This is a genomic window from Saccharopolyspora mangrovi (genome assembly GCF_035320975.1).
Taxonomy (GTDB): domain Bacteria; phylum Actinomycetota; class Actinomycetes; order Mycobacteriales; family Pseudonocardiaceae; genus Saccharopolyspora; species Saccharopolyspora mangrovi.
In genome coordinates, this window is the sequence record NZ_JAWLNX010000008.1 from 269,911 (window position 1) to 291,561 (window position 21,651).

The following is a 21,651-nucleotide window of genomic DNA, read 5'->3' on the forward strand; positions in this document are numbered from 1 at the left end:
TCTAGTTCTTGCGGCCGACCAGGGCGGCGATGCAGTGCTCGGCCCGGTTCAGCGGGCGGTGCTTCGGCCCGTTCGGCCACCAGAGGTCGCAGAGCTCGACGTCGGCCGCTTGGTCCAGGCCGGGCGGCAGGAGGTCCAAGCCGGGGAGCAGCGCGCGGATCTGCTCGCGGGTGCGGAACCGGCCCGAACCCATCGGGCTGTGGATGAACAGCTCCTCCATCTTGCGGGCCAGCGCGCTGTGCTCGGGCGTCTCCGGGTCGAAGAAGTGCGCGATGGCCACGTAGCTGCCCGGCGCCAGGGCGTCGACGTAGGCGCGCATGAGCTCCGGAGCGTCGTCGCCCAGGTAGTGGTGCAGCGTGCCGATGTGCAGCAGCGCGACCGGCTCGTCGAAGTCGAGGTGCCGGCGGACGGTGTCGTGGGCGAGGACGTCGGCCGGGTCGAAGATGTCGGCGGCGGCGAAGTGGGTCCGCTCGTTCTCCTCCAGCAGCGCCTTGCCGTGGGCGATGACCACGGGATCGTTGTCGACGTAGACGATCTCGGCGTCGGGGTTCGCCCGCTGCACGATCTGGTGGGTGTTCTCCGCGGTCGGCAGGCCCGAGCCGCAGTCCAGGAACTGCGCGATCCCGGCCTGGTCGGCGAGGTAGTGGCACACCCGGTTGAGGAACCTGCGGTTGGACCACGCGAGGTCCTTGACCTCGGGCGCGACCTGGCCGACCTGGCGCAGCACCTCGCGATCGACTTCGAAGTTGTCCTTGCCGTCGAGGGCCGCGTCGTAGACGCGGGCGATGCTGGCCTTGGTCGTGTCGATGCCGACCGGGACTGAGCTCGGCGCCGATGAAGGCGTCTCGGACATGCTGCTCCTCGCTCGTTCGCTCGGCAACGAACTTACCGCACCGATCGGCCCGTTCGGGGCATCGGCCTGGCCCGCGAAGTGGAGTTCCCCCCTCCTCTCTTGGGGTTTCAGAACAGTGGCGCCGCTCGGTGGTCCACTGCGGCCGTCCGGTGCGCGCCCCACCCCTCCAGTCCGCATCGCGCCGGGCCTGAGCGAGTGCGTCCGCCCTGGTCACGGCCGTTCTTTTCGCTCGGAGGAGGCGTAGAGTGCTTAGTAGCTGGACGAGCACGCCGATCCCATCGGCGCACCGACGAGGTCGCTCCCACCGCGCTCCCACTGATCCGCGGTCGCCTTCGCGGTTCCGGCCAGTCGAGAAGGCCCATTGGAGCCGCCATGACCGCCCAGGCACCAGACCGCGTCCTCGCGCGCGCAGATGCCCCTCCCGAGGCCCCGAGCCCACGCGGCTCCGAGATCGACACCGCGCTGCGGCTCCGCCTCCGCTACCCCGGAGCCGGCGTCGTCGTGCTCGTCGCGACAGGTGAGATCGACGTCGCCACCGCGCCCCGGATGGCCGCCCTGCTGTGGCCCCGGCTGCTGACCGGCCTGCACAAGATCGTCCTCGACCTCACCGGCATCACCTTCCTCGGCGTGGCCGGGCTGGAGCTCATCAGCGCCGCACGCGCCTACGCGCCGCACCGCAACGCCGAGGTGATCGTGCTCAGCTCCACGGCGGCGGTGGCGCGCGCGTTGCGCGCGGGCGGCCTGGCCGACGCGGCCGTGTCGGCGCTGCAGACCGGCGAGGGCCGACAACGCCGCCGGCGTGCCAGGACCCGCCGCGGCCTCTCCGCCCCGGTCAACCGACCAGCGACGTTGGTCCCCTGCTGAGGCTGTTGCGCGCTCACCGAGAGCTGGCCGCGGCGGTGCAGGCGTCGGCGCCGCGGCAACCGGCCAGGGCGGTGAGGGTGCGGTGCAGGCGTTCGCGCTCGTCGGCGGGGAGCCGCTGGTAGCTGTTGTTCAGCTGGTGCGGGTCCGTGCGGTCGTCGTAGTACTCGCGCTCGCCGTTGAGGTACTCGACGTAGGTGCCCTCCGGGGTGCGGATGGCCGTGTAGGTCGGCGGCACGCCGTCGGGTCGCTCCTGGTGGTCGGGATCTTCCCGGGAGACGCGGGGTTCGTGGTGCTCGACGAGCGCGACGTCGCGGCCGCTGCCGCTCTCGCCGCGCAGCAGCCCGGCGAAGCTGACCCCGTCCAGGTCGGGACGCGGTGGGGCACCGGCGATCTCGGCGAAGGTCGGCCGGAAGTCGATGTTCTGCACCGAATCCGGCACGGTCCGACCGGCGGGCACACCCGGCCCGGTCGCCACCAGCGGGACGCGCACGTCGTGGTCGAACGCCGTTTGCTTGCCCTCCGGCAGGGCGTGCTCACCGAGGTGGAAGCCGTTGTCGGAGGTGAAGATGACGTGCGTGCGCTGAGCCTGCCCGGTCTCCTCGAGGGTGCGCTGGAACCCGGCGAGCATCTCGTCCACGGCCTGCAGCGACTGGGCGCGCTTGCGGAACTTCGCGTCCGCCGCCGCGACCTTCTCCGCGGGCAGCGGCGGCAGCGCGCGCAACCACTGGGGCTTGTCGGAGCGGTCCGGCTCGTCGAACGAGGGCGCGCGCGGCGCGGTCAGGCCGGGGAAGGTGTCGGCGTGCCGGGGCGCGGGAGTCGACGGACCGTGCGGCACGAACGGCGCCACTTCCAGGAAGAACGGCTTGCCCTGAGCGGCGTTGGTGCGGATGAAGTCGTTGCCGCGCTCGGCCAGCACGTCGGTCAGGTAGTCGCCGGGCCGGTGGCCGTGCGGCTCCAGGTGGCCGTTGACGTTGAGCTTGTAGTCGTACTCCGGGTATCCGTTGCCCGCCACGGCCCACTCGTTCCAGCCCGGCGGCACGAACGGCCGCTCGCCGCCGAGCTCCTTGCCGGGCTGGTAGCCGTTGAGGTACTTGCCGAGGAAACCCGTCCGGTACCCGGCCTGCTGCAGCTGGGTGCCGATGGTGTCGGACTCGTCGCGCCGGTGGAACACCTCGAACCCGCCGTCCGGAGGCTCGTTGGTGAACACGCCGGTGTTGTGCGGGTACTTGCCCGCCAGCAGCGACGCCCGCGACGGGCAGCACAGCGAGTCGGTGACCGTGAAGTTCGAGAACGTCACGCCGTCCCGCTGCATCCGCCGGACCTGCGGCATGTGCTGCAGCAAGCCCTGATCCATGTCGTCGACCAGCACGAACACGATGTTCGGCGGCTGCTCGCCGGTAGGTCGCGGCGGGGGAGCGGCGGCGCACCCGGCCAGCACCAGGCCGATGGCGGCCACGCAGAGGGCCAGCCGCGAACGCGGCATCACGATCAACCTCCAGGGACTTCGGCGCAGCCCACAGCATGACCGCCGACCCCCGCTCGACCAAGCCGGTGACGAGAAGTCCTCAGTAGAAGACGTGCTCCGGATGCGGGTGGCTGAGGAAGTCGTGGTGCGAGATCTCCCAGCCGTAGGCCCCGGCGTGGCTGAAGACCAGCACGTCACCAGCGCGAACGCGCTCCACCTCCACGTCGCGGGCCAGCACGTCCTTCGGCGTGCACAGCTCGCCGACGACGGTGACCGGGCCGCGCACCTCCGGGCGCGGGGCCGTCGAGTCCCAGTCGTCCACCGGCAGCACGGTGAACGGGTGGCTGTGCTGCCAGGACGACGGCAGCCGGAACTGGTGGGTGCCGCCGCGCACCAGCACGTAGTCCACCCCGTGGTTGCGCTTGACGTCCAGCACCTCGACGGCGTAGCTGCCGCACTCGGCGACCAGGTAGCGCCCGCACTCGAAGTCGATCTCGGCCACCTGCGCGGGGAACTCGGCCAGCACAGCCGGGAGCCCCCGGGCGAAGCGGGGCCAGTCGAACTGCCGGTCCAGCCGGGCGTAGTCGACGCCGATGCCGCCACCGACGTTGACCACCTCGCAGCGCAGCCCGAACTCCCGCTCCCACGCCGTGACCGTGCGACCGTAGTGCGCCAGCAGGTCCAGGTGGGCGTCGGCGGAGAGGTTGTTGGACAGCGAGTGCAGGTGGAACCCCACCGGCCGCACACCGGGCAGGCCGCGCGCGGCGTCGAGAGCGGCGGGCAGGTCCGACTCGTCGATGCCGAACTGGGTGGGCTTGCCCGCCATCGCCAGCGTCGCCGACGGGAACGGTCCCGCCAGGTTGACCCGCAGCAGCACCTCCGCCGTCACGCCCAGCCGGGTCGCCGCGGCCGAAACCCGGTGCAGTTCCAGCAGGCTCTCCACGTGCAGCCGTTGCACGCCCTGCTTGAGGGCCTGCTCGATCTCTGCCGGAGTCTTGGCCGGGCCGCCGAAGATGACCGGCACGTCGGCGCCGACGGCCCGCGCCTTGTCCAGCTCACCACCCGAGGCCACCTCGAAACCGGCGACCAGCGGCGCGAGCGCGCGCAGCAGCGGATCCGCGCTGTTGGCCTTCATCGCGTAGAACATCCGGCACCGGCGCGGCAGCGTGGCCGTGACGGCGCGGACGTGGTCGGTCAGCCTGTCGAGGTCGTAGGCGAACAGGCACACCGGGTCGCCACCGACGCGCTGCCGCACGAGTTCTCCGAGTCGTTCAGTCATCGGTCCTCCCGGTGCCGATCGAGGTGGGCGCGCAGCGCGCGGGCGGCCAGGCCGCGTTCTTCGCCGAGCACGAAGGTGCGCACCCCGGCCGAGCGCCACTCCTCGTGGTCCTCGGGCGTGCGCGGGATCGCGCAGAACGGCACCTGGTGGGCGTCGCACTCGGCGTGCACGCGCGACAGCGCTTCCTGGACCAGCGGATGCCGCGTCTGCCACGGCACCCCGTAGGACTGCGAGAGGTCGGCCGCGCCCTCCAGCACCAGGTCGACCCCGCCACCGGCGAGGATGGACGGGAGCTCCTCGACGCCTTCGGCGTCCTCGATCATCGCGATCACCATCGTCTCGGCGTTGGCGCGGCGCACGTACTCGGTGAGCTCGATGCGCCCGAAACCCGGCACCCGGCCGCCGTTGAGGCTGCGCATGCCCTCCGGGGCGTAGCGCGCGGCGCGGATCGCCGCGTCCACGTCGGCCCGGCACCGCACGTGCGGCACGACCACGCCCAGCGCCCCGGCGTCCAGCGCACGCAGGATCGCGCCCGGGTCGGCTTCGGGCACGCGGACGAACGCGACCAGGTCGACGGCTTCGGCCGCCCGGATGAGGTTCTCCAGCTGCTGCGGGTCGACCAGGGTGTGCTCGCTGTCGAGGATGACGAAGTCGTAGCCCGCGCAGCCGATCATCTCCACCAGCGCCGGGGACGGGATGGAGCAGAACAGCCCGTAGCTCTCGCCGGTGCCGGTGAGGCGCTGCTTGACGGTGTTGGTCCTCAGCACTTCTCCACCTCCGCGAGCGGGTTGGGCACGGCGTGCAGCCGCAGCTCGGTGTCCGGGTGCAGCCTGCGGGTGGTCAGCTTCTCCACCTCGATCGCCGGCGTGAACAGGTCGAACAGCTCGAACCGGCCCGCCAGCTCGGGGAACCGCCGCTGGTAGCTGCGGATCTCCTGGGCCACCAGGCGCCAGAACTCCCGCTCGTCGAGCCGGTAGTGGTCGGCGAGGAAGATGGCGAGTTCGCCGAGGTTGATGAAGAAGAACGCGTCCAGCAGGAAGTCGGTGACCAGGCTCAGCTCGTCGGTCTCGACGAAGGAGTTGCGGTTCTGGTGGTGCGCCGGGGTCCCGGCCAGCTCCGGTGCCGGCTGCGCCAGGTGCTGCCGGGAGAAGCGGACGCCGTCGTGGAAGTCCTTGAGCACCACCCGTTCCGGCACCCCGTCGCGGTGCACCAGCGCCATGTTCTGGGCGTGCGATTCCAGCGCGATGCCGTGCGCGCACAGCAGGTGCACCAGCGGCAGCGCCGCGACCCGCACGACCTGGCGCACCCAGTCCTCGACGCCGGTGGTGCGCACCCAGTCGTCGATCAGCGGGGTCCCGTCGCGAAGGCAGGAGGTCAGCCCGGTGAACGGGATCGCCCGCTCCTCGGGTTCGAGGTGCGGGTGCAGGCTCTCCCGCCAGATGCAGGCCAGCGCACCGTAGGTGTCGGCCTGCAGCAGGCCGGACTCCGGCGTGACCGACACGCCGAGCTCCTCGCCGAGCAGGATCGGCCGCAGCTCGCCGGACAGGTAGGCGTCCCCGGCGACGACCTCGCGCAGCCAGTCGGTGATGCGCGGCGCGTTGCGCACGGTGTGCGCGGCCAGGCCCCGGCTGGTGGAGGTGTTCACCATCGACAGCGACAGCTTCAGGTACGGGCGCTCGGGAGCGTCGCGGCAGGTCAGCGTGCGGATCGACTGCTGGGCCAGGAACTCGTGCGGGTCGGGCCCCAGCGGGATCAGCTCACCGCGTGCGAGCTGCTCGGAGAAGGCTCGCGCGATGCGCTCCCGCCACTGCCACGGGTGCACCGGCACCAGCACGTACTCGTCCGGGTCACCCACGTCCTCGACGCGGCGGTGGAAGCGGGTCGCCTCGCCACCCAGCTGGTCGGCCACGTACTGCCGGTCGAGCGACGCGGAGGCGCTGACCTCGGTGATGCTGCGGTGCGCGGCCAGCCACAGCGGGCGCAGCGGGTTGGCGAACTCCGGGCCGAAGGCGAGGTCGTCGGCGACGTCGAACCCGAGGCGGGACTTGTAGGTCGGGTGGTAGCGATGCCCGTCGGTGATGGCGGTTTCGAGCGCGTCGTGGTCCGCGGTGCGCGGTGGGTCTTCCCGGAGGTGTTCCGACAGCGCGTCTTTGAACAGCGTTTCCTCCAGTTCGCGGGCGAACCCGCTCAGGTGGTTCGGATCGGCGTCCAGCGAGTCCTGGACCTCCGACAGGAACCGGGTGATCGACTCGGCCTCGACGCCGTCGCGCAGCACCGGCGAGGCCAGCCCCACCCGCTCGAAGCCGAACCTGCGCACCGCGCGGAACGAGTACCGCACCGGGGCTCCACCGCCGCCGGTGCCGGCGACGACGTGCTCGTCGCCGTCCTGCTCGGTGCGCAGAGCGCCCTCGTAGAGCAGGGATTCGACCAGCTGGCGGAACACCCGGCGCCGCACCGCCGGGAAGCGGGAGTCGGTCAGCGCCGCGCGCACGAGCTCCGCGGTCATCGGCTCTCCTCACGAATCGGGTTGGGGATGTCGACGTAGAGCGGTGTTTCGCCGCGCTCGGCGAACCGGCTGAGCAGGTTCGCCTTGGCGGGCAGGGTCGCTGCTCCGCGCAGCTCGGCCGCGTAGCGCCCGGGCAGCTCCCGCAGGAACTCCCGCACCACCGACCAGAGGAGCCGCTCACCGGCCGGGGTGAACCGGCCGAGCACCGCGACCACGTGCCCGAGGTGGTTGGTCACCAGGTGGTACTGGAGCCGCTGCCAGGCTTCGGAATCGTCGTAGAGCACCGGGCTGCCCGGCGGCAGGACGCCCTCGGGCACGCGCTCGCGGTCGGCGCTGGTGCCTTCCATGTCGCGCACGTAGAACCTGCTGGGCCAACCGCCCTCGATGTGCAGCAGGCTGTTCTGCACGTGCGCCTCGAAGCCGACGCCGTCGTCGGTGAACACCGCCAGCAGCGGGCCCAGCGAGATCCGCAGGTAGCGGTCCAGCCACTCGCAGGCGTGCTCGGCGGTGAGCGGCCCCGCCTGCTCGACGAGGCCGATCAGCTCCGGGCGCCCGTCGACCCGGTCCTCCAGCAGCGCGGCGAGCACCCGAGGTGCGATTCCGGTGCCCGCGAACGGGTTTCGCCGGAACAGCACCGCGAAGTCCGCGGTCAGCTCGCCCATGGCCGACGGGTCCAAGGCGCGGTACCCGGTTTCCGGCAGCACCTCGAAGCCCTCGTGCTTCCAGCCCTCCTCGACCGCGGCCACCAGCCTCCCGGCGTCGGCCGCGCGGCGGAGGTGCTCGAAGGGGTTGTTGCGCACGAAGTTCGTGATGCGCACGTGCAGCGGCAGCTTCCACGCCGTCGAGAAGCCGGGATCGCACACGGTGCGCACCGAGGACGTCGCGTAGACCTCGGCCCCCACCGGGCCCAGCGGGGTCAGCAGACCGGCCGCGACCAGCTCCTGGACCCGGGAGTGTTCCCGCAGGTAACGGTCCTGCCACGGGTGCACCGGGAGCACCGACGGGTGCTCGTCCGGCAGCCACGGGCCGTCGCCGACCCGGTCCTCCACCAGCAGCTCCGGCGCCACCGCCCAGTGGTGCAGCCGGAACGACGCCCCGAGCTCCGGGGCGAATCGCTCCAGGTCGTCGTCGCTGATGCCCTCCGCGCTCTTCGGCGTCGGGTGGAACGGGTGCCCCAGCAGCAACGACTGCTCGGCCCGCCTGGTGATCTCCTCCGGTGCGACCGGGTCCCCGGGTGGGGTGCGGTCCAGGTACCGCGCCGACCGCGCCACGCTGTTGGCGACCTGCCGCCGGAACCGCTCCACGGCACCCGCCGGCACCGCGGTGCACCGCGCGGCCAGCTCCTCGGCCACCAGCGCCACGAACTCCTCGTGCTCCAGCGCGGTTCCGCCCCGGAACACCTCGGCCCCGTACGCGTGGTGCCCGATCTCCGACCGGTGCCGGACCTCCACGCTCAGGTGGCGAGCAGTTCCCGCTGCGACCGACCGCAGCGGGATTCGCACCGAGTCCGCGCCGACCTCGCCGCCCACCTCCCTGACCAGCGAGTTCAGCAGCCGCTGTCGCGCCGCTGCACGTGCCATGACCTCGTTCACCGCAACACCTTCTCGTCAATCTCGACCGGGCCGTGGGGGAGGGACGTTCCAGCGGGAACCTCCGCACCGGACGTCGGCCGCCCCAGCACCGCCAGCAGCGCGGCCACCCCCAGCAGCGCGCCGATGAGGGAGAACACCACCGCCGGCGGCAGCAGGACCGCCAGTGCCGCGCCCGCCAACGGACCGAAAACCTGCCCGAGGTCGAGGACCCCGGTGCTGAACCCGAACGCGGTGCCCGAACCCCGCTCCGGGACCTGCCCGGAGCTGACGTGCAGCACCGACTGCAGCAGCGCGGCGAAGCAGAAGCCCTGCACCACCCGCAGCGGCACCAGCAGCTCCACGGGCACGACTCCCTGCAGCGCCACCGCGACCGCGCAGCAGGCCGCCGCCACGGCGAAACCCGCCTGCGCGGGCCGGTGGTCGTTGCGCCGACCCCACCACGGGCTTCCCGCGCACGACGCCGTCCAGGTCACCGCCTGCAGCACGCCGACCCACACCGCGGCTGTCGCGACCGAACCGGAGATCCGCTCGACCTGCGGCGCGAACACCACCACCAGCGCGTAGATCGCGGCCTGCGCGGCGAACCCGGCCAGCAGCATCAACCGGCTCTCCCGGCGCCGCAGCAGGAGCGCCGCGACCGCGCGCGGCGAAGACCGCTCCCGCCGCTGCGCCGGTGGTTCCACCAGCGATACGGCCGCCAGGACGCTGGAGAGCGCGAGCATGGCCGCCACCGCCGCGAACAGCGGCCCGAAGCCGAGCCGGGTCGCCAGCAACCCGCCCACCAGCGGACCCAGCAGCGATCCCGCCGCGGTGGCGCCGAAGAGCATCCCGAGCGCACGACCGCGCCGGTCGGTCGAGGCCGCCGCGCTCGCGTAGGAGGCGGTCGCGCTGACCACGCCGCCGCAGGCGCCCTGCAGCAACCGGCAGGCCAGGAACTGCTCCGGCGTGTCGGCCAGCGCCATGAGCGCGATCGCCAGGCCCAGCCCGGCGTGCGCGCGCACCACCATCGCCTTGTGCCCGAACCGGTCGCCGACCCAGCCCCACAGCGGCCCGCTGACCAGCTGCACGACCGCCGGAGCGGCCACCGAAACAGCCGTCCACCAGGGGATCTCGCTCCGCGGCGTGCCGATCCCGGCCAGGTAGAACGGCAGCAGCGGCACGACGATGGTCAGCCCCGCCGTCGCCGCGAACTGACCCAGGCACAGCACCGGATAGGTCCGGCCCGGCGAGAACATCACGCCACCACCCCGACGAGCAGCGGGTTCGGCACCGCTCCGGCACCGGCGGGCATGCTCACCCCGCTGGAGCGGCCCTGCCGCAGCAGCGGCTCCAGCACCCGGCGGCTCGGCCACGCCTCTGCCCGCAGCAGCTGCTCCCGCAGCACCTCGCGCACCTCGACCGGTTGCCCGGGCAGGCAATCGAGCACCGCCTCGTGCAGCCGCGCCCACAGCACGCGTTCGTCCAGCCCGAAGTGGCGGCACAGCGCGTCGGCGATGCCGTAGAGGTTCACCTGGAACCCGAGGGTCTGCAGGTAGCCGACCAGCGCTTCGGCGGAGTCCAGCCGAAGTGACTGCGGCGCACCGGGTTTGATGAGGTAGTTCGGGTCGGGAGTGCCGGCTCGTTGCATCCAGCCCGGGAACAGCCGCAACGTGTCGTGGTCGCGGAGCACGAACCGCTCCGCCCGGCCGCCGCGCAGCTGCACCACCACGTTCTGGCCGTGCAGCTCCGGCAGCACCCCTCGGCTCAGGAAGCCGAACGCCACCTCGCAGAACGAGCGCGCCAGGTCACCGAAGAACCAGGCCGGGTCGAACCGGTCGGAGATCGCCGGGGCCAGCACGTCCCACTCGTGCGCGGCCAGCGCCGCCATCGGCAGCACCAGCCCGTCGAGCTCGGGGTAGACCCGGACCTGGGCGGCGAGCTGGCCGGGCCGGTCGCCGAACTCGTCGTCCGGGTCGTGCCAACCGGCCCAGATCCGCTCGTCGCACAACGCGACCCGCCCGGCCAGCGCGGGATCGCGTTCCAGGACGTCGGCCATGCACCGCTGCGCCCGCTCGGCGTTGGCCAGGTAGCGCGGCGGCAGCAGCCGCGTCGCCCCCAGCGTGGCCACCCCGAGCGGGAGCTTGACGTGCCGATCCGACTCGGGCTCGCTGGTCAGCGTCCGGATCGAGGAGGTCGGGTGGAACCCGCCGAGCCCGCGCGCCAGCGGCACCACCGAGCCGTCCGCCAGCTCCTCGCCGAAGCACTTCTCCAGCACGTGCTCGAACTGCCACGGGTGGACCGGGATCGCCTGGTGGTCGTCCCCGGCCTCGTCGACGACCCGCTGTTCAGCGGGGGAGAGGACGAGTTCGGCGAGGTGGTGCGAGAGCGGGTCGCCGCCGTGGGCGAGCCGGTCGCGGCGCACCGCCACCCAGTCCAGCCCCAGCGGCTCGCCGCGCATCGGCCCGCACCGCTCGACGTCCTCGGCGCACCACCCCGCGGCGGCCCGGGCCGTGGGGTGGAACGGCCGGTTGCGCGTCGCCGCCAGCCGCTCCCCGGCCAGCAACCGCCCATCGCGCGGTGCCAGGTCGAGCGAGGCCCGCTGCTCGCGCAGCACCTCGGTGTGCTCGACCGCCGCCCGCAGGTCCCCGGCGACCTCTGCTGAGTCCGCGCTGACCAGCTCGAGGAGCTCCGCCGGGGTCAGCGGCCGGGAACCGTCGAGCAGGACCGGGCCGCAGTCGAAGCGGTACCGCTGCAACGCGCCGCCGGGCCGGACGGGGACGCTCACCGAGCCGGTCGCCAGCCGGATCCGGCCCCAGCCCGGCGCCTCCTCGGTGAGCTCGACCAGCTCCTCCTGCAGCAGCACGTCGACGAGGTCGCGCATGACCAGCTCGGCCGATTCCACCTGCATCAGTACAGGTCCAGCCAGGTGCCGACGCCCCGCTCCCGGGCACGCTCGTAGACCGCACCGGCGCAGGCGATGTCCTCCACCGCCATGCCCATCGGGTTGAGCACGATGATCTCGTCGTCATCGGTGCGACCGGGCCGGGTGCCCGCCAGGATCTCGCCGAGCTCGGCGTGCAGCTGCTCGCGGGAGAACGATCCCTCCAGCACCAGCTGGTTGATGATCTTCTTCTCGCGGTTGCTCTGCTCCCAGTCGTCCACCACGACCTTGTCGGCCTTGAGGAAGACCTCCTTGTGCACGTCCATGATGGACACGTTGCACAGCAGCGCGCCGCGCTTGAGCCAGTCGGAGGAGATGTAGGGCTCGCTGGTGACGGTGCACGGCACGACCAGGTCACCGGCCCGCACGGACTCCTCGGCGGTCTCGGTCACGTGCGCCTTGACGGCCGGGTGCTCGCGGTCGATCCGCTCGGCCAGCGCGTGCGCCGCCTCCGGCCGCTGGTCGTGCAGGTGGACCCGCTCGACGCTGCTGAACTGCTGCAGCAGCGCGGTGATCTGGGTGGCGCCGATGACGCCGCAGCCCACCAGGGCGACGTCGGTGAACCCCTCGCGCGCCAGGTGCCGGGCGGCCAGGCAGGTCACGCCCGCGGTCCGCCAGGCGCTGATCAGGCTGCCTTCGAGCACGGCCACCGGGTAGTTGCTGGCCGGGTCGTTGAGCACGATGACCGCGCTGGCGCGCTCCCGGCCGCGCTCGGCGGGGTTGTCGTGCTTGCTGCCGATCCACTTGATCCCGGACATCCCGGGGTCGCCGACGTGCGCGGGCATCGCGATGATCCGGTCGGCGATGTGGCCCTGCTTGCCCGCCACCCGCAGGTAGGGCTTGAGCGGCTGCACGGTCTTGCCCTCGGAGTGCGCGATCAGCCCCGCGTTGAGCGCCTCCACGTACAGCTCGGACTCGTCCCCGCCGACCGCGGCGATGTCGCTGCGGCTCAGGTAGAGCATCTTGGGCGATTCCTCAGTGGACACCTTTTCTCCTTCGTGTTCCAGCGTTCTCGTCAGTTCGCGCAGCGCTGCCGGGCCGCGTCGAACCAGTCGTCGTCGTAGACCAGGTCGAGGTAGCGGTCCCCGCGGTCGGGGAACACCGCCACCACCCGGCACGGTCGGGGCAGTCGCGGCAGCGTGCGCTGCATCGCGGCGACCACCGCGCCGGTGGAGCCACCGGCGAAGATCCCTTCGGTGGCCAGCAGTTCGCGGCAGCCCACGGCGGCCTCGAAGTCGTTGACGTGCACCACCTCGTCGATCTCGGACGGGCTGAACAGCTCGGGCACCCGGCTGGCCCCGATGCCGGGCACGTCCCGCTGCCCGGGCGGTCCGCCGAAGATCACCGAGCCGACGGCGTCGACCGCGACCACCCGCATGCCGGGGAAGCTCTCCCGCAGGCGCCGCGAGCAGCCCAGCAGGCTCCCGGTGGTGCTGACCGCGCCGAACAGGTACGACGGCGGCTCGTCGAGCTGACGGCTCAGCTCGTCGCCGGTGCCGTGGTAGTGCGCCTGCCAGTTGCGGTCGTTGGCGTACTGGTTGATCCAGATCGCCCCGGGCGAGTTCGCCACGATCTCCCGCACCCGGCGGATCCGGGTGTGCAGGTAGCCACCGGTCTCGTCGGGCTGGTCGACCACCTCCACCTCGGCGCCGAGGTGGCGCAGGATCGCGACGTTGGCGGGCACGGCCTTGGGGTCGAGCACGCAGGTGAAGCGCAACCCGTGGATGCGCGCGGCGATGGCCAGGGCGATCCCGAAGTTCCCGGAGCTGCTCTCCACCAGGTGGCTTCCGCGCCGGATGGAGCCGTTGCGCAGCCCGGATTCGACGATGTGGCTGGCGGAGCGGTCCTTCATGCTCCCGCCGGGGTTCATGAGCTCGAGTTTGGCGATCACCTCGACATCGGATTGAGGGAAAAGCCGGTTCAGCGCGACGGCGGGAGTGTTTCCCACGCATTCGAGGACCGACCCGACTACGGATTCGGTCTGGGTGTCGACGGCCACGTTTCTCCTCAGATCGACAACCGAAAGTCCAGAGCTACGAGCGGAAACGCTAACAAAGGCAAGCCTAACTTAACAGGATGGATCTACGAGAGCCAGCGCACATCTGAGTGGAGCTAGCGGGTGTTTACCTTCCGGAACAAAAGGCGCCCGGGAGGCCGCCTGAACCGTTGTGAACTGCGGTTGTGCGCGATTTCCGATGCCAATCGGAATGTTGGACTCCGAATTCCAGGATCGATCCGGAATTCAATGGTCCGAATGGGGGAGTGGCGCGGTGGTGGCTCCCGCCCTCCCAGCGCGGCGTTCGCGAGGGCAGGATCGGGGGCGAACCGAGTGGATGTGGAGTGCTGGATGTCCGAGATGTTGTCCGTCGAGCTGGCCTACGGCAGGACGGGGCTGACCGTGGAGTTGCCGTCCGCGCGCACGACCGTGGTGGCGCCCACCCACCCGCCTGCCGCGTCGGACGCGGAGGCGACGCTGCGCGAGGCGCTGGCCAAGCCCGTCGCCGGACCGCCGCTGCGCGAGCGGGTGCGGCCGGGGCAGCGGATCGCGGTGTCGATCTGCGACGCGACCCGACCGCAACCCCGGGAGGCGATGGTCCGCGCCCTGCTGGCGGAGCTGGAGGGCATCGCCGCCCGCGACGACTTCACCCTGCTCGTGGCCACCGGGACCCACCGCGGCAACACCGACGAGGAGCTGCGGGCCATGCTCGGCGACGAGCTGGTCGACACGATGCGCATCATCAACCACGACGGCCGCGACCCCGGATCCCTGCGCGAGATGGGCACTTTCGGCGACGGGGTGCCGGTGTGGCTCAACCGGCACTGGGTGGACGCCGACGTGCGGATCACCACCGGTTTCGTCGAACCGCACTTCTTCGCCGGGTTCAGCGGCGGCCCGAAGCTCGTCGCCCCGGGCCTGGCCGGCCTGGACACCGTGCTCACGCTGCACGACGCGGCGCGCATCGCCAGCCCGCAGGCGACCTGGGCGGTCTGCGAGGGCAACCCGGTCCACGACGACGTCCGCGCCATCGCCGAGGGAACCGGTGTGGACTTCGCCTTCGACGTGGTGCTCAACCGCGAGCAGCGGATCGTCGAGGCCTTCGGCGGCGACCTGCTGGCGATGCACGCCGCCGCCCGCGAGATCGTCCGCGAGCTGTCGATGCGCCCGGTCCCGCAGCACTACGACGTCGTGGTCACCACCAACTCCGGGTTCCCGCTGGACCAGAACGTCTACCAGGCGGTCAAGGGCATGACCGCGGCCGCGACCGTCGTCAAGCCCGGCGGTCTGATCATCTGCGCCGCCGAGTGCAGCGACGGTTTCCCCGACCACGGATCGTTCCGCCAGGTCCTGGCCTCCGAACCGACCCCGGAAGCCCTGCTGCGGACCATCTCCGGCAGGACCGAGACGGTGCCCGACCAGTGGCAGGTGCAGATCCTCGCCCGGGTGCTGGCCACCGCGCGCGTCGGGGTGCACACCACCAACCTCACCGACGAGCAGCTGCGCACGGCCCACCTGTACCGGGTCGACGACATCGCCACCGCCGTCGCCGAGGAGCTCGAGGCCAGGGGCCCGGACGCCCGGGTCTGCGTCCTGCCGGAAGGCCCGCAGACCATCCCCTACGTCAGCTGAGCGCACCCTCGATGACGCCGGCGGCGGTCCCGGTCGGCACCTGGCGGACCGCGCGCAGCCCGGCCGCAGCCAGCAGTTCGGCGTACTCGGCGGCGGTGCGCTCGCGACCGCCGGTCAGCGCCGCCATGATCAGGTCGAGCCGCTTGCCGAGGTGCGGTTCGTCGTCGTCGGGCAGGACCTTCTCGACGACGAGCAGCCGGCTGCTGGCGGTCATCGCGCGGGCGCAGGAGCGCAGCACCCGCACGCAGGTCTCGTCGTCCCAGTCGTGCAGGATCCGCGAGAGCAGGTAGGCGTCGGCTCCCGCGGGCAGCGAGTCGAGGAAGTCGCCCTCGACGACCTCGCAGCGCGCGGAGAGCCCCGCCGCGTCGATGTTCTCCCGCGCCTGCCCGGTCACCCCGGGCAGGTCGACGAGCACGCCGCGCAGGTGCGGGTGCCGGTGGAGGACTTCCAGCAGCACTGTGCCGATGCCACCGCCGACGTCCACGAGCCGCTCGACCCCGGAGAAGTCGTAGGCGTCGGCCACGGCCGCTGGTTCGTCGCCGCTGGTGGCGATCATCATCCGGTTGAACCGGGCGGCCTCCTCCGGCCGCTCCGACATCAGCTCGAAGAACGGCTTCCCGCAGGCGATCTCCGGTCCGGTGCGTCCCTCGGCGACCCGCTCCGGCAGCACCCGCAGCGCGTTCCAGAACAGCTCGCCCTGCATGGTCAGCACCATGTCCCTGGTGCCGGACGGATGTCCCTCCCGGAGGGCCTGACCGGATTCGGTGAGCGAGAACCGCTGCTGCGGACCGGTTTCCGGTCCCGGTTCGGTGCGCAGCAACCCGGTGGTCGCCACCGCGCGCAGCACCTGGTGCAGCGGCCCTTGCGTGACGCCGAGACCGGCCGCGAGGTTCGCGCACGACACCGGCTCGCCGGCGAGCAGGTCGGGCACACCGAGGTCGGTCACCACGTACAAGGCGCGGGCGAGGAAGGTGGCGTGCATCGTGTCGAGGACGATTCGCGGCGTGCGCACGGCTTCTCCTGTCGGTGGTCAAGCGCCGAGCGCTTCGCGCACGGCTGCGAACTTGGCATCGGTCTCGTGGACCTCGACGTCGGGATCGGACTCGGCCACGATCCCGCACCCGGCGAACAGCCGCGCCCGCGAACCGGACAGCTGAGCGCACCGCAGCGCGATCCCCAGCTCGCCGTCACCGCCGGCGTCCAGCCAGCCCACCGGGGCCGCGTACCGGTCGCGGTCGAGGTCCTCCAGCTCGCTGATCAGGCCCGCGGCCGCGCGTCGCGGGGTGCCGCCGACGGCCGCGGTCGGGTGCGCGGCGGCGGCCAAACCGAGCAGGTCGACGCCGGTGGTGAGCGTGGCGCTCACATCGGTGGCGAGGTGCGCGATGTTGCGCAGCCGCAGCACGCTCGGCCCGCAGGTGCGCACGTCGGCGCAGTGCGGCGCGATGGCGCTCAGCAGCGACTCGACCGCGAAGTCGTGCTCGTCGCGGTAGGAGGACGAGGTCAGCAGGTGCCGGCCATCGCCCGACCAGCTCGAACCGGCCAGGACCTGCGAGGTCACCTGATCGCCCCGGCGCCGCAGCAGCATCTCCGGCGTGGCACCGATCAGGCCGTCGACGGCGAAGGTCCAGCACTGCGGGTGCCGCCGAGCCAGTTCCCGCAGCAGGAAGCGCGGATCGATCGGCTGGTCGGTCTCGGCGAGGAGATCGCGGGCCAGCACGACCTTGTCCAGCTCGCCCAGCCGGAGCCGCCGCACGGCCTCGGCCACCACGTCGCGCCACCGGGCCCGGGGCAGCGCCCCGTCGCTCCAGCGCACCCGTCCTGGCCGTGCGATGGGGGAGTGCCGCGAGGGCGTCGCGGCTCCGATGGTGGTGACCCAGCTCCGGCCGTCCCGGCGGGTCACCAGGACCTCCGGCACGATCAGCACCGAACGCCCGCGGTCGTCGAAGGAGAAGCTGGCGAACGCCACGGCGCTCGCCGCGTCCCCGCCGAGCTGGGCGACGAAGTCGGACCACGCTCGCGCGGCCCGCTCGTACCGGCCGGGACCGGTGATCTCGAACCGGGCCGCCTCGCCCCAGCCGATCATCCCTCGCCCGTCGTGCATCCACGACACCACGGCGTCCCCGCTGGGCGGGAGGCGCCAGAGGTCGGTGCTGTCCTCGATCTCGCGGACGCGGACCGATCTGCGTTCCGGGAGGGTGGTGGTCATGTGAGCCCCTTGCCTCAGATCATGTCGGTGATGTTCGGTTCGACGCCCAGCAGTGCGCGGCCGAAGATCTCGGAGCAGGACGCGGGGTTGGCCACGGCGTGCCGGGACGCGGCGTGGATGTCGCGCACGTAGGCCTGCAGCGGGCTGCTCTCGGCGAACGCCGCTGCGCCGTGGGCGGTGACGAGGTCGTCGACCGCCTGCCGGCACAGCTGGGCGGCGTGGCCGGTGTGCTGCCGGATCCGGGCTCGGGCGAGGTGGTCGGGGAAGGTGCCGGCCTCGGCGTGGCCGTCGACGACGGCGGCGGAGTTCTCCGCGATCAGCCGTGCCAGGTCGATCTTCATCGAGGACTCGGCGACGGCCAGCTGGAACGCCGTGGAGTCGCGCTGCCGCTCGTAGTGAGTGAAGGCGATGCCCTTGTCGTCGGCGCCCGCGACGACGCGCTCCAGCACCGCGGTGGCCATCCCGAGGTAGGGCGCGATCATGTACGCGGCGAGCGTGGGCATGAGCGCGGCGCGGTAGCGGGATTCCGGGAGCCCGGCCGGGAAGCGCCCGTGGATGGCGGAGGTCAGCGGCAGCACCCGGTGCTCGGGCACGAACAGGTCCGTTCCGGCGAGCAGGTTGCTGCCGGTGGCCCGCATCCCGACGGTGAACCAGGTGTCCTCGACCGACAGCTCCGCCATCGGGACCAGGGCCAGGGCGGCTTCGCCGTCGCCGGGGAAGCCGAGGATCGCCCACTGCGAGTGCAGGCAACCGGAAGACGGGGCCCAGCGCCCGCTCAGCACCCACCCGCCGTCGACCTGCCGCGCCGTGGACCGCGGGGCCAGCACGGTGCACACGCGGGTGTCCGGACCGTCGGCGTAGACCTCCTCCTGCGCGCGGGCGGGGAACAGGCCGCTGATGAACGCGCCGGAACCGAGGATCATCACCACCCACCCGGCGGAGGGGTCGGCCTTGGCGATCTCGCACGTCGCGTCGATGACGGGGCGCAGCGTGCGTTCCCCGCCGCCGAAGCGGGCCGGGACGAGCGCCCGCAGCACCCCGGTGTCGGTGAGGCGCGCGATCGTCTCGTCGCTGAGGCGGCGCAGCCGATCGTTGGTGTCGCGGTGGCGTTCGAGGTCCGGGTGAGCCGCAGCGGCGAGCTGCGGCAGGTCCGGGTTCGTCGGCACGTGGTCTCCTCGGTGCTCGTCGACCTTCAGGGCGAAACTGCCGTGACGTGGGCCGGTTCTGCGCCGACGATCGCGTTCCCGGCCGCCGACCGCAGGCGTTCGTGCAGCTCGCGGCGGTTCGTCCGGTCGACGGGTACTTCGACCACGCGGAGCCCCGCGCTCCCGGCCAGCACCGTCGTGAGGTCCGCGAGGTCGTCGGCGAGGACGTGCTCGACCCCGCAGGCGGCGCAGAGCGCGGCGATGTCCACCTCTTGCGGTGTGCCGAAGAGCCGCTCGAAAGCGGGGGCGTAGGGGGCGGCACCCTGTTCCAGCACCGTGAAGATGCTACCGCCGTCGTCGTTGGCGACCACGATCGTCAGCCGCGGTTCAGGCTCGTCCGGGCCGATGAGCAGGCCGTTCGAGTCGTGCAGGAAGGTCAGGTCGCCGATCAGGGCGTAGCTCGGCCCGTCGTGGGCCAGTGCGGCACCGACCGCGCTGGAGACGACGCCGTCGATCCCGGCCACGCCCCGGTTCGCCAGCACGGTCACGTCGGGCCGCGGCTCGGCGGCCAGTGCGATGTCCCGGATGGCGTTGGACGGACCCGCGAACACCTGCGAACCCGGGGGCACGCCCGCGAGCACCGCGCGGGCCAGTTGCGGGCCGGTCAGCGTTCCGCGCGACTCGACCCGGTCGATCGCCGCGCACGCGGAGGCGTCGGCGAACCGCCACCGGTCGCCGAACTCGCGAGGCGGTACCCATCCCGCCGGGAGGTCGCCGACGGCCCGCACCGCACCCGGAACATCCGTCCACAGGGGACGGAACCGGCCTCCGGAGGAGAGTGGCACCGCGAAGACCGCAACCCGGTCGTTGGCCAGCAGCCGCTGGACGGACCGGTGCATGGTCGGCCTGCCGAGCACCACCACCTGCTCGGGCAGCAGGTGGTCGGCGCGGCCGGACAAGGCCTCCGCCAGCAGCAGCGGGCCCGAGCGCAGCGACCGGTGCCACAGCGGCGATCCCGGCTCGGCCAGCACCGGCAACTCGGGCGGGACCGCTCCAGTCCCGCTCTGGCCTGCGATGACCAGGGTCGTGGCGGCTGCCGACAGCGGCAGCGGACCGGCGACGTTGCCGCCGGGCGCGACGGCGCTCCAGGCGTGCCCGGCGGCGCGGCCGGGCGCCGGATCGGTGGCGCCGAGGTGATCGGGCACCAGCGGTTCGCGCAGCGGGACGTTGAGCTGCACCGGCCCGGGATCGTGCGACAGCGACCCCAGCGCGCGCGAGACGACGCGGTCCACAGTGGTCCGCCAGTACCGGGGCGCGGCGGTGTCGGCGGTGGGCATCTCGGCGAAGCAGCGCAGCGCGTTGCCGAACATCCCGTGCTGGTCGATGGTTTGGCCCGCACCGGTGCCGCGCAGCTCGACCGGGCGGTCCGCGGTGATCGCCAGCAGCGGGAGACCGGCGTGGTCGGCCTCCAGCACGGCCGGGTGCAGGTTGGCGGCGGCGGTCCCGGAGGTGCACACGACCGGGACCGGTCGACCGGCGCGCATCGCGAGGCCCGACGCGAGGAATCCCGCGCTGCGTTCGTCGATGCGCACGTGCATCCGCAGGCGGCCGGCTGCGTCGGCCGCGTGCAGCGCGAATGCCAGCGGCGCGTTCCGCGATCCCGGGCACAGCACCGCGTCGCGCACGCCGCAGCGGATCAGTTCGTCCACGATCACGTTCGCCTGGTCCGTAGACGGGTTCATGGGAGGGGAACCTACGTCCGCGACTGAGTTCGGAGTGTGAACGTCCGGTTACGTGGTGCACACATCGGACGTTGTTACTTGAAGAGAAGTAGTTTCCATTCACGGAACGCGCCCTTCACCACGGCGCATTGGTTGCGCTGATTGACTGCGCCTTGCGTCGGAAAAGCCACGCATCCGTTGGGAATTGGTTTCGCGACTCCCATTCGGTCACGCATTGCGCGTGGTGGCAAGGCATTTGGTCGGCATTTTCGATCGACCGATCGAAAATGTTTTCTAGGGAAGGGAAAATCGATCCTTGAGCACTAACGATGTCGCGAGCAGTGGCCGGCGGTACCTCCGCGCGGCCGTCACGGTGGCAGCGAGCTCAGCCATGCTGGGGCTGGTCGGTGTCGGCACTGCGTCGGCGCACGGGTCCGCGCCCGAGCCCACCGGCGGACCGCTCGGTGCGGTCCAGGCCTCTGCGGGCGCGCTGGTGGGCCACCTGGAGGAGTACCACCTCTCCGACCCCACTTGGGAAGTCAAGAGCCTGCTCACCAGTCCCGAGGAGAACATCCGCATCCACCACGAGATGGCCGACGAAATCATCGATCCGGTCCTAAGCCTGCTTCCGTGAACCCAGCGGCGCGGTGATCCGGTGCGCCCGGGTCACCGCGCCGCTCCCGCTTCCCAGGATGGACGGTGATTCCCCATGACCACCAGCGAGAACACCGATCTGGCGTTGTCGTCCGAGGCGCAGGACCTGCTGTTCCGCGAGGCCCGCACCGCCAATTCGTTCAGCGACGAACCGGTGGCCGATGAGCAGCTGCGCGCCATCTACGACCTGATGCGCTGGGCTCCCACGTCGGCGAACACCCAGCCGCTGCGGATCACCGCGGTGCGCACCCCGGAGGCGAAGGCGCGGCTGCTTCCGCTGATGGCCGAGGGCAACCGCCCCAAGACCGAGTCCGCGCCGGTAACGCTGCTGCTGTCGGCGGACCGCAACTTCGACGAGCACATGCCCCGATTGCTGCCGTTCGCCCCGCAGATGCGCGAGATGTTCGCCGACCCGCAGATCCGCGCCCAGGCGGCGGACTACAACGCGACCTTGCAGGCGGGCTACGCCATCCTGGCGGTCCGTGCGGCCGGTCTGGCCGCCGGTCCGATGCTGGGCTTCGACCCGGCCGGCGTGGACGCCGAGTTCTTCCCCGACGGCGGACGGCACGTCGTGCTGGTCGTCAACGTGGGCAGGCCGGGGGAGGATCCGTGGTTCGAGCGGCTGCCGCGCTTGGAGTACGAGGAAGTCGTCTCCGTCATCTGACCACATTGGACGGTTCGCCCGAATGCGGAATCCCGTTGTGTCTGAGCTGTTTGATCCGAAGTTGTGGGAGCCGGTCGAGGGCTTCGACTTCACCGACATCACCTATCACCGCTGTGTGGAGGACGGTCCTGGCCGGGGCACGGTGCGCATCGCG

At 72.0% G+C, this 21,651-nt stretch carries 18 protein-coding genes and 1 pseudogene; 5 read left to right on the top strand and 14 right to left on the bottom strand.

Features of this window, described 5'->3' with window-relative positions; all coding sequences use genetic code 11:
- Position 1 precedes the first annotated feature (1 nt).
- A complete protein-coding gene (locus R4I43_RS14525) occupies positions 2-853 on the bottom strand; it encodes an SAM-dependent methyltransferase (protein WP_324266136.1) in 852 nt (283 codons plus the stop codon).
- A gap of 372 nt (positions 854-1,225) precedes the next feature.
- Here R4I43_RS14525 and R4I43_RS14530 point away from each other — a divergent pair, with 372 nt between their 5' ends.
- Entirely contained in the window at positions 1,226-1,717 is a 492-nt protein-coding gene (locus R4I43_RS14530) for an STAS domain-containing protein (protein ID WP_324266137.1), read from the top strand.
- 13 nt (positions 1,718-1,730) lie between these two features.
- Here the strand turns inward: R4I43_RS14530 and R4I43_RS14535 are convergent, their stop codons facing one another.
- The 9 genes from R4I43_RS14535 to sbnA form a co-directional block, all read right to left on the bottom strand.
- A complete protein-coding gene (locus R4I43_RS14535) occupies positions 1,731-3,200 on the bottom strand; it encodes a sulfatase family protein (RefSeq protein ID WP_324266138.1) in 1,470 nt (489 codons plus the stop codon).
- 82 nt (positions 3,201-3,282) lie between these two features.
- Positions 3,283-4,461: a type III PLP-dependent enzyme gene (locus tag R4I43_RS14540; protein WP_324266139.1), complete on the bottom strand. Its 1,179-nt coding sequence runs from the start codon at positions 4,459-4,461 to the stop codon at positions 3,283-3,285.
- Complete coding sequence (locus tag R4I43_RS14545; RefSeq protein ID WP_324266140.1) at positions 4,458-5,228, bottom strand: HpcH/HpaI aldolase family protein; 771 nt, start codon at positions 5,226-5,228, stop codon at positions 4,458-4,460. The genes R4I43_RS14540 and R4I43_RS14545 overlap by 4 nt, the downstream gene beginning before the upstream one ends.
- Complete coding sequence (locus R4I43_RS14550; protein WP_324266141.1) at positions 5,222-6,967, bottom strand: IucA/IucC family protein; 1,746 nt, start codon at positions 6,965-6,967, stop codon at positions 5,222-5,224. The genes R4I43_RS14545 and R4I43_RS14550 overlap by 7 nt, the downstream gene beginning before the upstream one ends.
- Positions 6,964-8,559: an IucA/IucC family protein gene (locus tag R4I43_RS14555; RefSeq protein ID WP_324266142.1), complete on the bottom strand. Its 1,596-nt coding sequence runs from the start codon at positions 8,557-8,559 to the stop codon at positions 6,964-6,966. Before R4I43_RS14555 ends, R4I43_RS14550 begins: the two co-directional genes overlap by 4 nt.
- Positions 8,556-9,794, bottom strand: coding sequence for an MFS transporter (locus R4I43_RS14560; RefSeq protein ID WP_324266167.1), 1,239 nt, complete (start codon positions 9,792-9,794; stop codon positions 8,556-8,558). The genes R4I43_RS14555 and R4I43_RS14560 overlap by 4 nt, the downstream gene beginning before the upstream one ends.
- Positions 9,794-11,446 carry an IucA/IucC family protein gene (locus R4I43_RS14565; protein WP_324266143.1) on the bottom strand — a complete coding sequence of 551 codons (1,653 nt, stop codon included), beginning with the start codon at positions 11,444-11,446 and terminating at the stop codon, positions 9,794-9,796. The genes R4I43_RS14560 and R4I43_RS14565 overlap by 1 nt, the downstream gene beginning before the upstream one ends.
- On the bottom strand, positions 11,446-12,465 hold the full coding sequence (sbnB, locus tag R4I43_RS14570; protein WP_324266144.1) for a 2,3-diaminopropionate biosynthesis protein SbnB: 1,020 nt from the start codon (positions 12,463-12,465) through the stop codon (positions 11,446-11,448). Before sbnB ends, R4I43_RS14565 begins: the two co-directional genes overlap by 1 nt.
- Positions 12,466-12,494: 29 nt before the next feature.
- Positions 12,495-13,478, bottom strand: a complete 984-nt coding sequence (sbnA, locus tag R4I43_RS14575) for a 2,3-diaminopropionate biosynthesis protein SbnA (RefSeq protein ID WP_324266145.1) — start codon at positions 13,476-13,478, stop codon at positions 12,495-12,497.
- A 348-nt stretch (positions 13,479-13,826) separates the two neighbouring features.
- Here sbnA and larA point away from each other — a divergent pair, with 348 nt between their 5' ends.
- A complete protein-coding gene (gene larA, locus R4I43_RS14580) occupies positions 13,827-15,107 on the top strand; it encodes a nickel-dependent lactate racemase (protein ID WP_324266146.1) in 1,281 nt (426 codons plus the stop codon).
- Here the strand turns inward: larA and R4I43_RS14585 are convergent.
- Genes R4I43_RS14585 through menD form a run of 4 tightly spaced genes read right to left on the bottom strand, consistent with a single transcriptional unit; the run spans position 15,100 to position 20,200 of the window.
- Positions 15,100-16,119 carry a methyltransferase gene (locus tag R4I43_RS14585; RefSeq protein ID WP_324266147.1) on the bottom strand — a complete coding sequence of 340 codons (1,020 nt, stop codon included), beginning with the start codon at positions 16,117-16,119 and terminating at the stop codon, positions 15,100-15,102. The genes larA and R4I43_RS14585 overlap by 8 nt on opposite strands.
- Positions 16,120-16,137: 18 nt before the next feature.
- Positions 16,138-17,313, bottom strand: coding sequence for an isochorismate synthase (locus R4I43_RS14590; RefSeq protein ID WP_324266148.1), 1,176 nt, complete (start codon positions 17,311-17,313; stop codon positions 16,138-16,140).
- Between the two features lie 14 nt (positions 17,314-17,327).
- Entirely contained in the window at positions 17,328-18,479 is a 1,152-nt protein-coding gene (locus tag R4I43_RS14595) for an acyl-CoA dehydrogenase family protein (protein ID WP_324266149.1), read from the bottom strand.
- A gap of 26 nt (positions 18,480-18,505) precedes the next feature.
- A complete protein-coding gene (gene menD / locus R4I43_RS14600) occupies positions 18,506-20,200 on the bottom strand; it encodes a 2-succinyl-5-enolpyruvyl-6-hydroxy-3-cyclohexene-1-carboxylic-acid synthase (protein WP_324266150.1) in 1,695 nt (564 codons plus the stop codon).
- Between the two features lie 295 nt (positions 20,201-20,495).
- On the opposite strand from menD, the gene R4I43_RS14605 reads away from it, so the two are divergent.
- The 3 genes and pseudogenes from R4I43_RS14605 to R4I43_RS14615 form a co-directional block, all read left to right on the top strand.
- Positions 20,496-20,813, top strand: coding sequence for a hypothetical protein (locus tag R4I43_RS14605; RefSeq protein ID WP_324266151.1), 318 nt, complete (start codon positions 20,496-20,498; stop codon positions 20,811-20,813).
- 75 nt (positions 20,814-20,888) lie between these two features.
- Positions 20,889-21,497 (top strand): malonic semialdehyde reductase, encoded by a 609-nt coding sequence (locus R4I43_RS14610; RefSeq protein WP_324266152.1) that lies wholly within the window; start codon positions 20,889-20,891, stop codon positions 21,495-21,497.
- Between the two features lie 22 nt (positions 21,498-21,519).
- A pseudogene (locus tag R4I43_RS14615) lies at positions 21,520-21,651 on the top strand (1,4-dihydroxy-2-naphthoyl-CoA synthase); the annotation flags it as partial.

Excerpts from the sequence above, each read along its gene's own strand:
- R4I43_RS14565 (WP_324266143.1), bottom strand. The coding sequence starts at position 11,446 with ATGCAGGTGGAATCGGCCGAGCTGGTCATGCGCGACCTCGTCGACGTG.
- R4I43_RS14525 (WP_324266136.1), bottom strand. The coding sequence starts at position 853 with ATGTCCGAGACGCCTTCATCGGCGCCGAGCTCAGTCCCGGTCGGCATC.
- larA (WP_324266146.1), top strand. The coding sequence starts at position 13,827 with ATGTCCGAGATGTTGTCCGTCGAGCTGGCCTACGGCAGGACGGGGCTG.
- R4I43_RS14530 (WP_324266137.1), top strand. The coding sequence starts at position 1,226 with ATGACCGCCCAGGCACCAGACCGCGTCCTCGCGCGCGCAGATGCCCCT.
- R4I43_RS14590 (WP_324266148.1), bottom strand. The coding sequence starts at position 17,313 with ATGACCACCACCCTCCCGGAACGCAGATCGGTCCGCGTCCGCGAGATC.
- R4I43_RS14610 (WP_324266152.1), top strand. The coding sequence starts at position 20,889 with ATGACCACCAGCGAGAACACCGATCTGGCGTTGTCGTCCGAGGCGCAG.
- menD (WP_324266150.1), bottom strand. The coding sequence starts at position 20,200 with ATGAACCCGTCTACGGACCAGGCGAACGTGATCGTGGACGAACTGATC.
- R4I43_RS14550 (WP_324266141.1), bottom strand. The coding sequence starts at position 6,967 with ATGACCGCGGAGCTCGTGCGCGCGGCGCTGACCGACTCCCGCTTCCCG.
- R4I43_RS14535 (WP_324266138.1), bottom strand. The coding sequence starts at position 3,200 with ATGCCGCGTTCGCGGCTGGCCCTCTGCGTGGCCGCCATCGGCCTGGTG.
- R4I43_RS14540 (WP_324266139.1), bottom strand. The coding sequence starts at position 4,461 with ATGACTGAACGACTCGGAGAACTCGTGCGGCAGCGCGTCGGTGGCGAC.
- R4I43_RS14560 (WP_324266167.1), bottom strand. The coding sequence starts at position 9,794 with ATGTTCTCGCCGGGCCGGACCTATCCGGTGCTGTGCCTGGGTCAGTTC.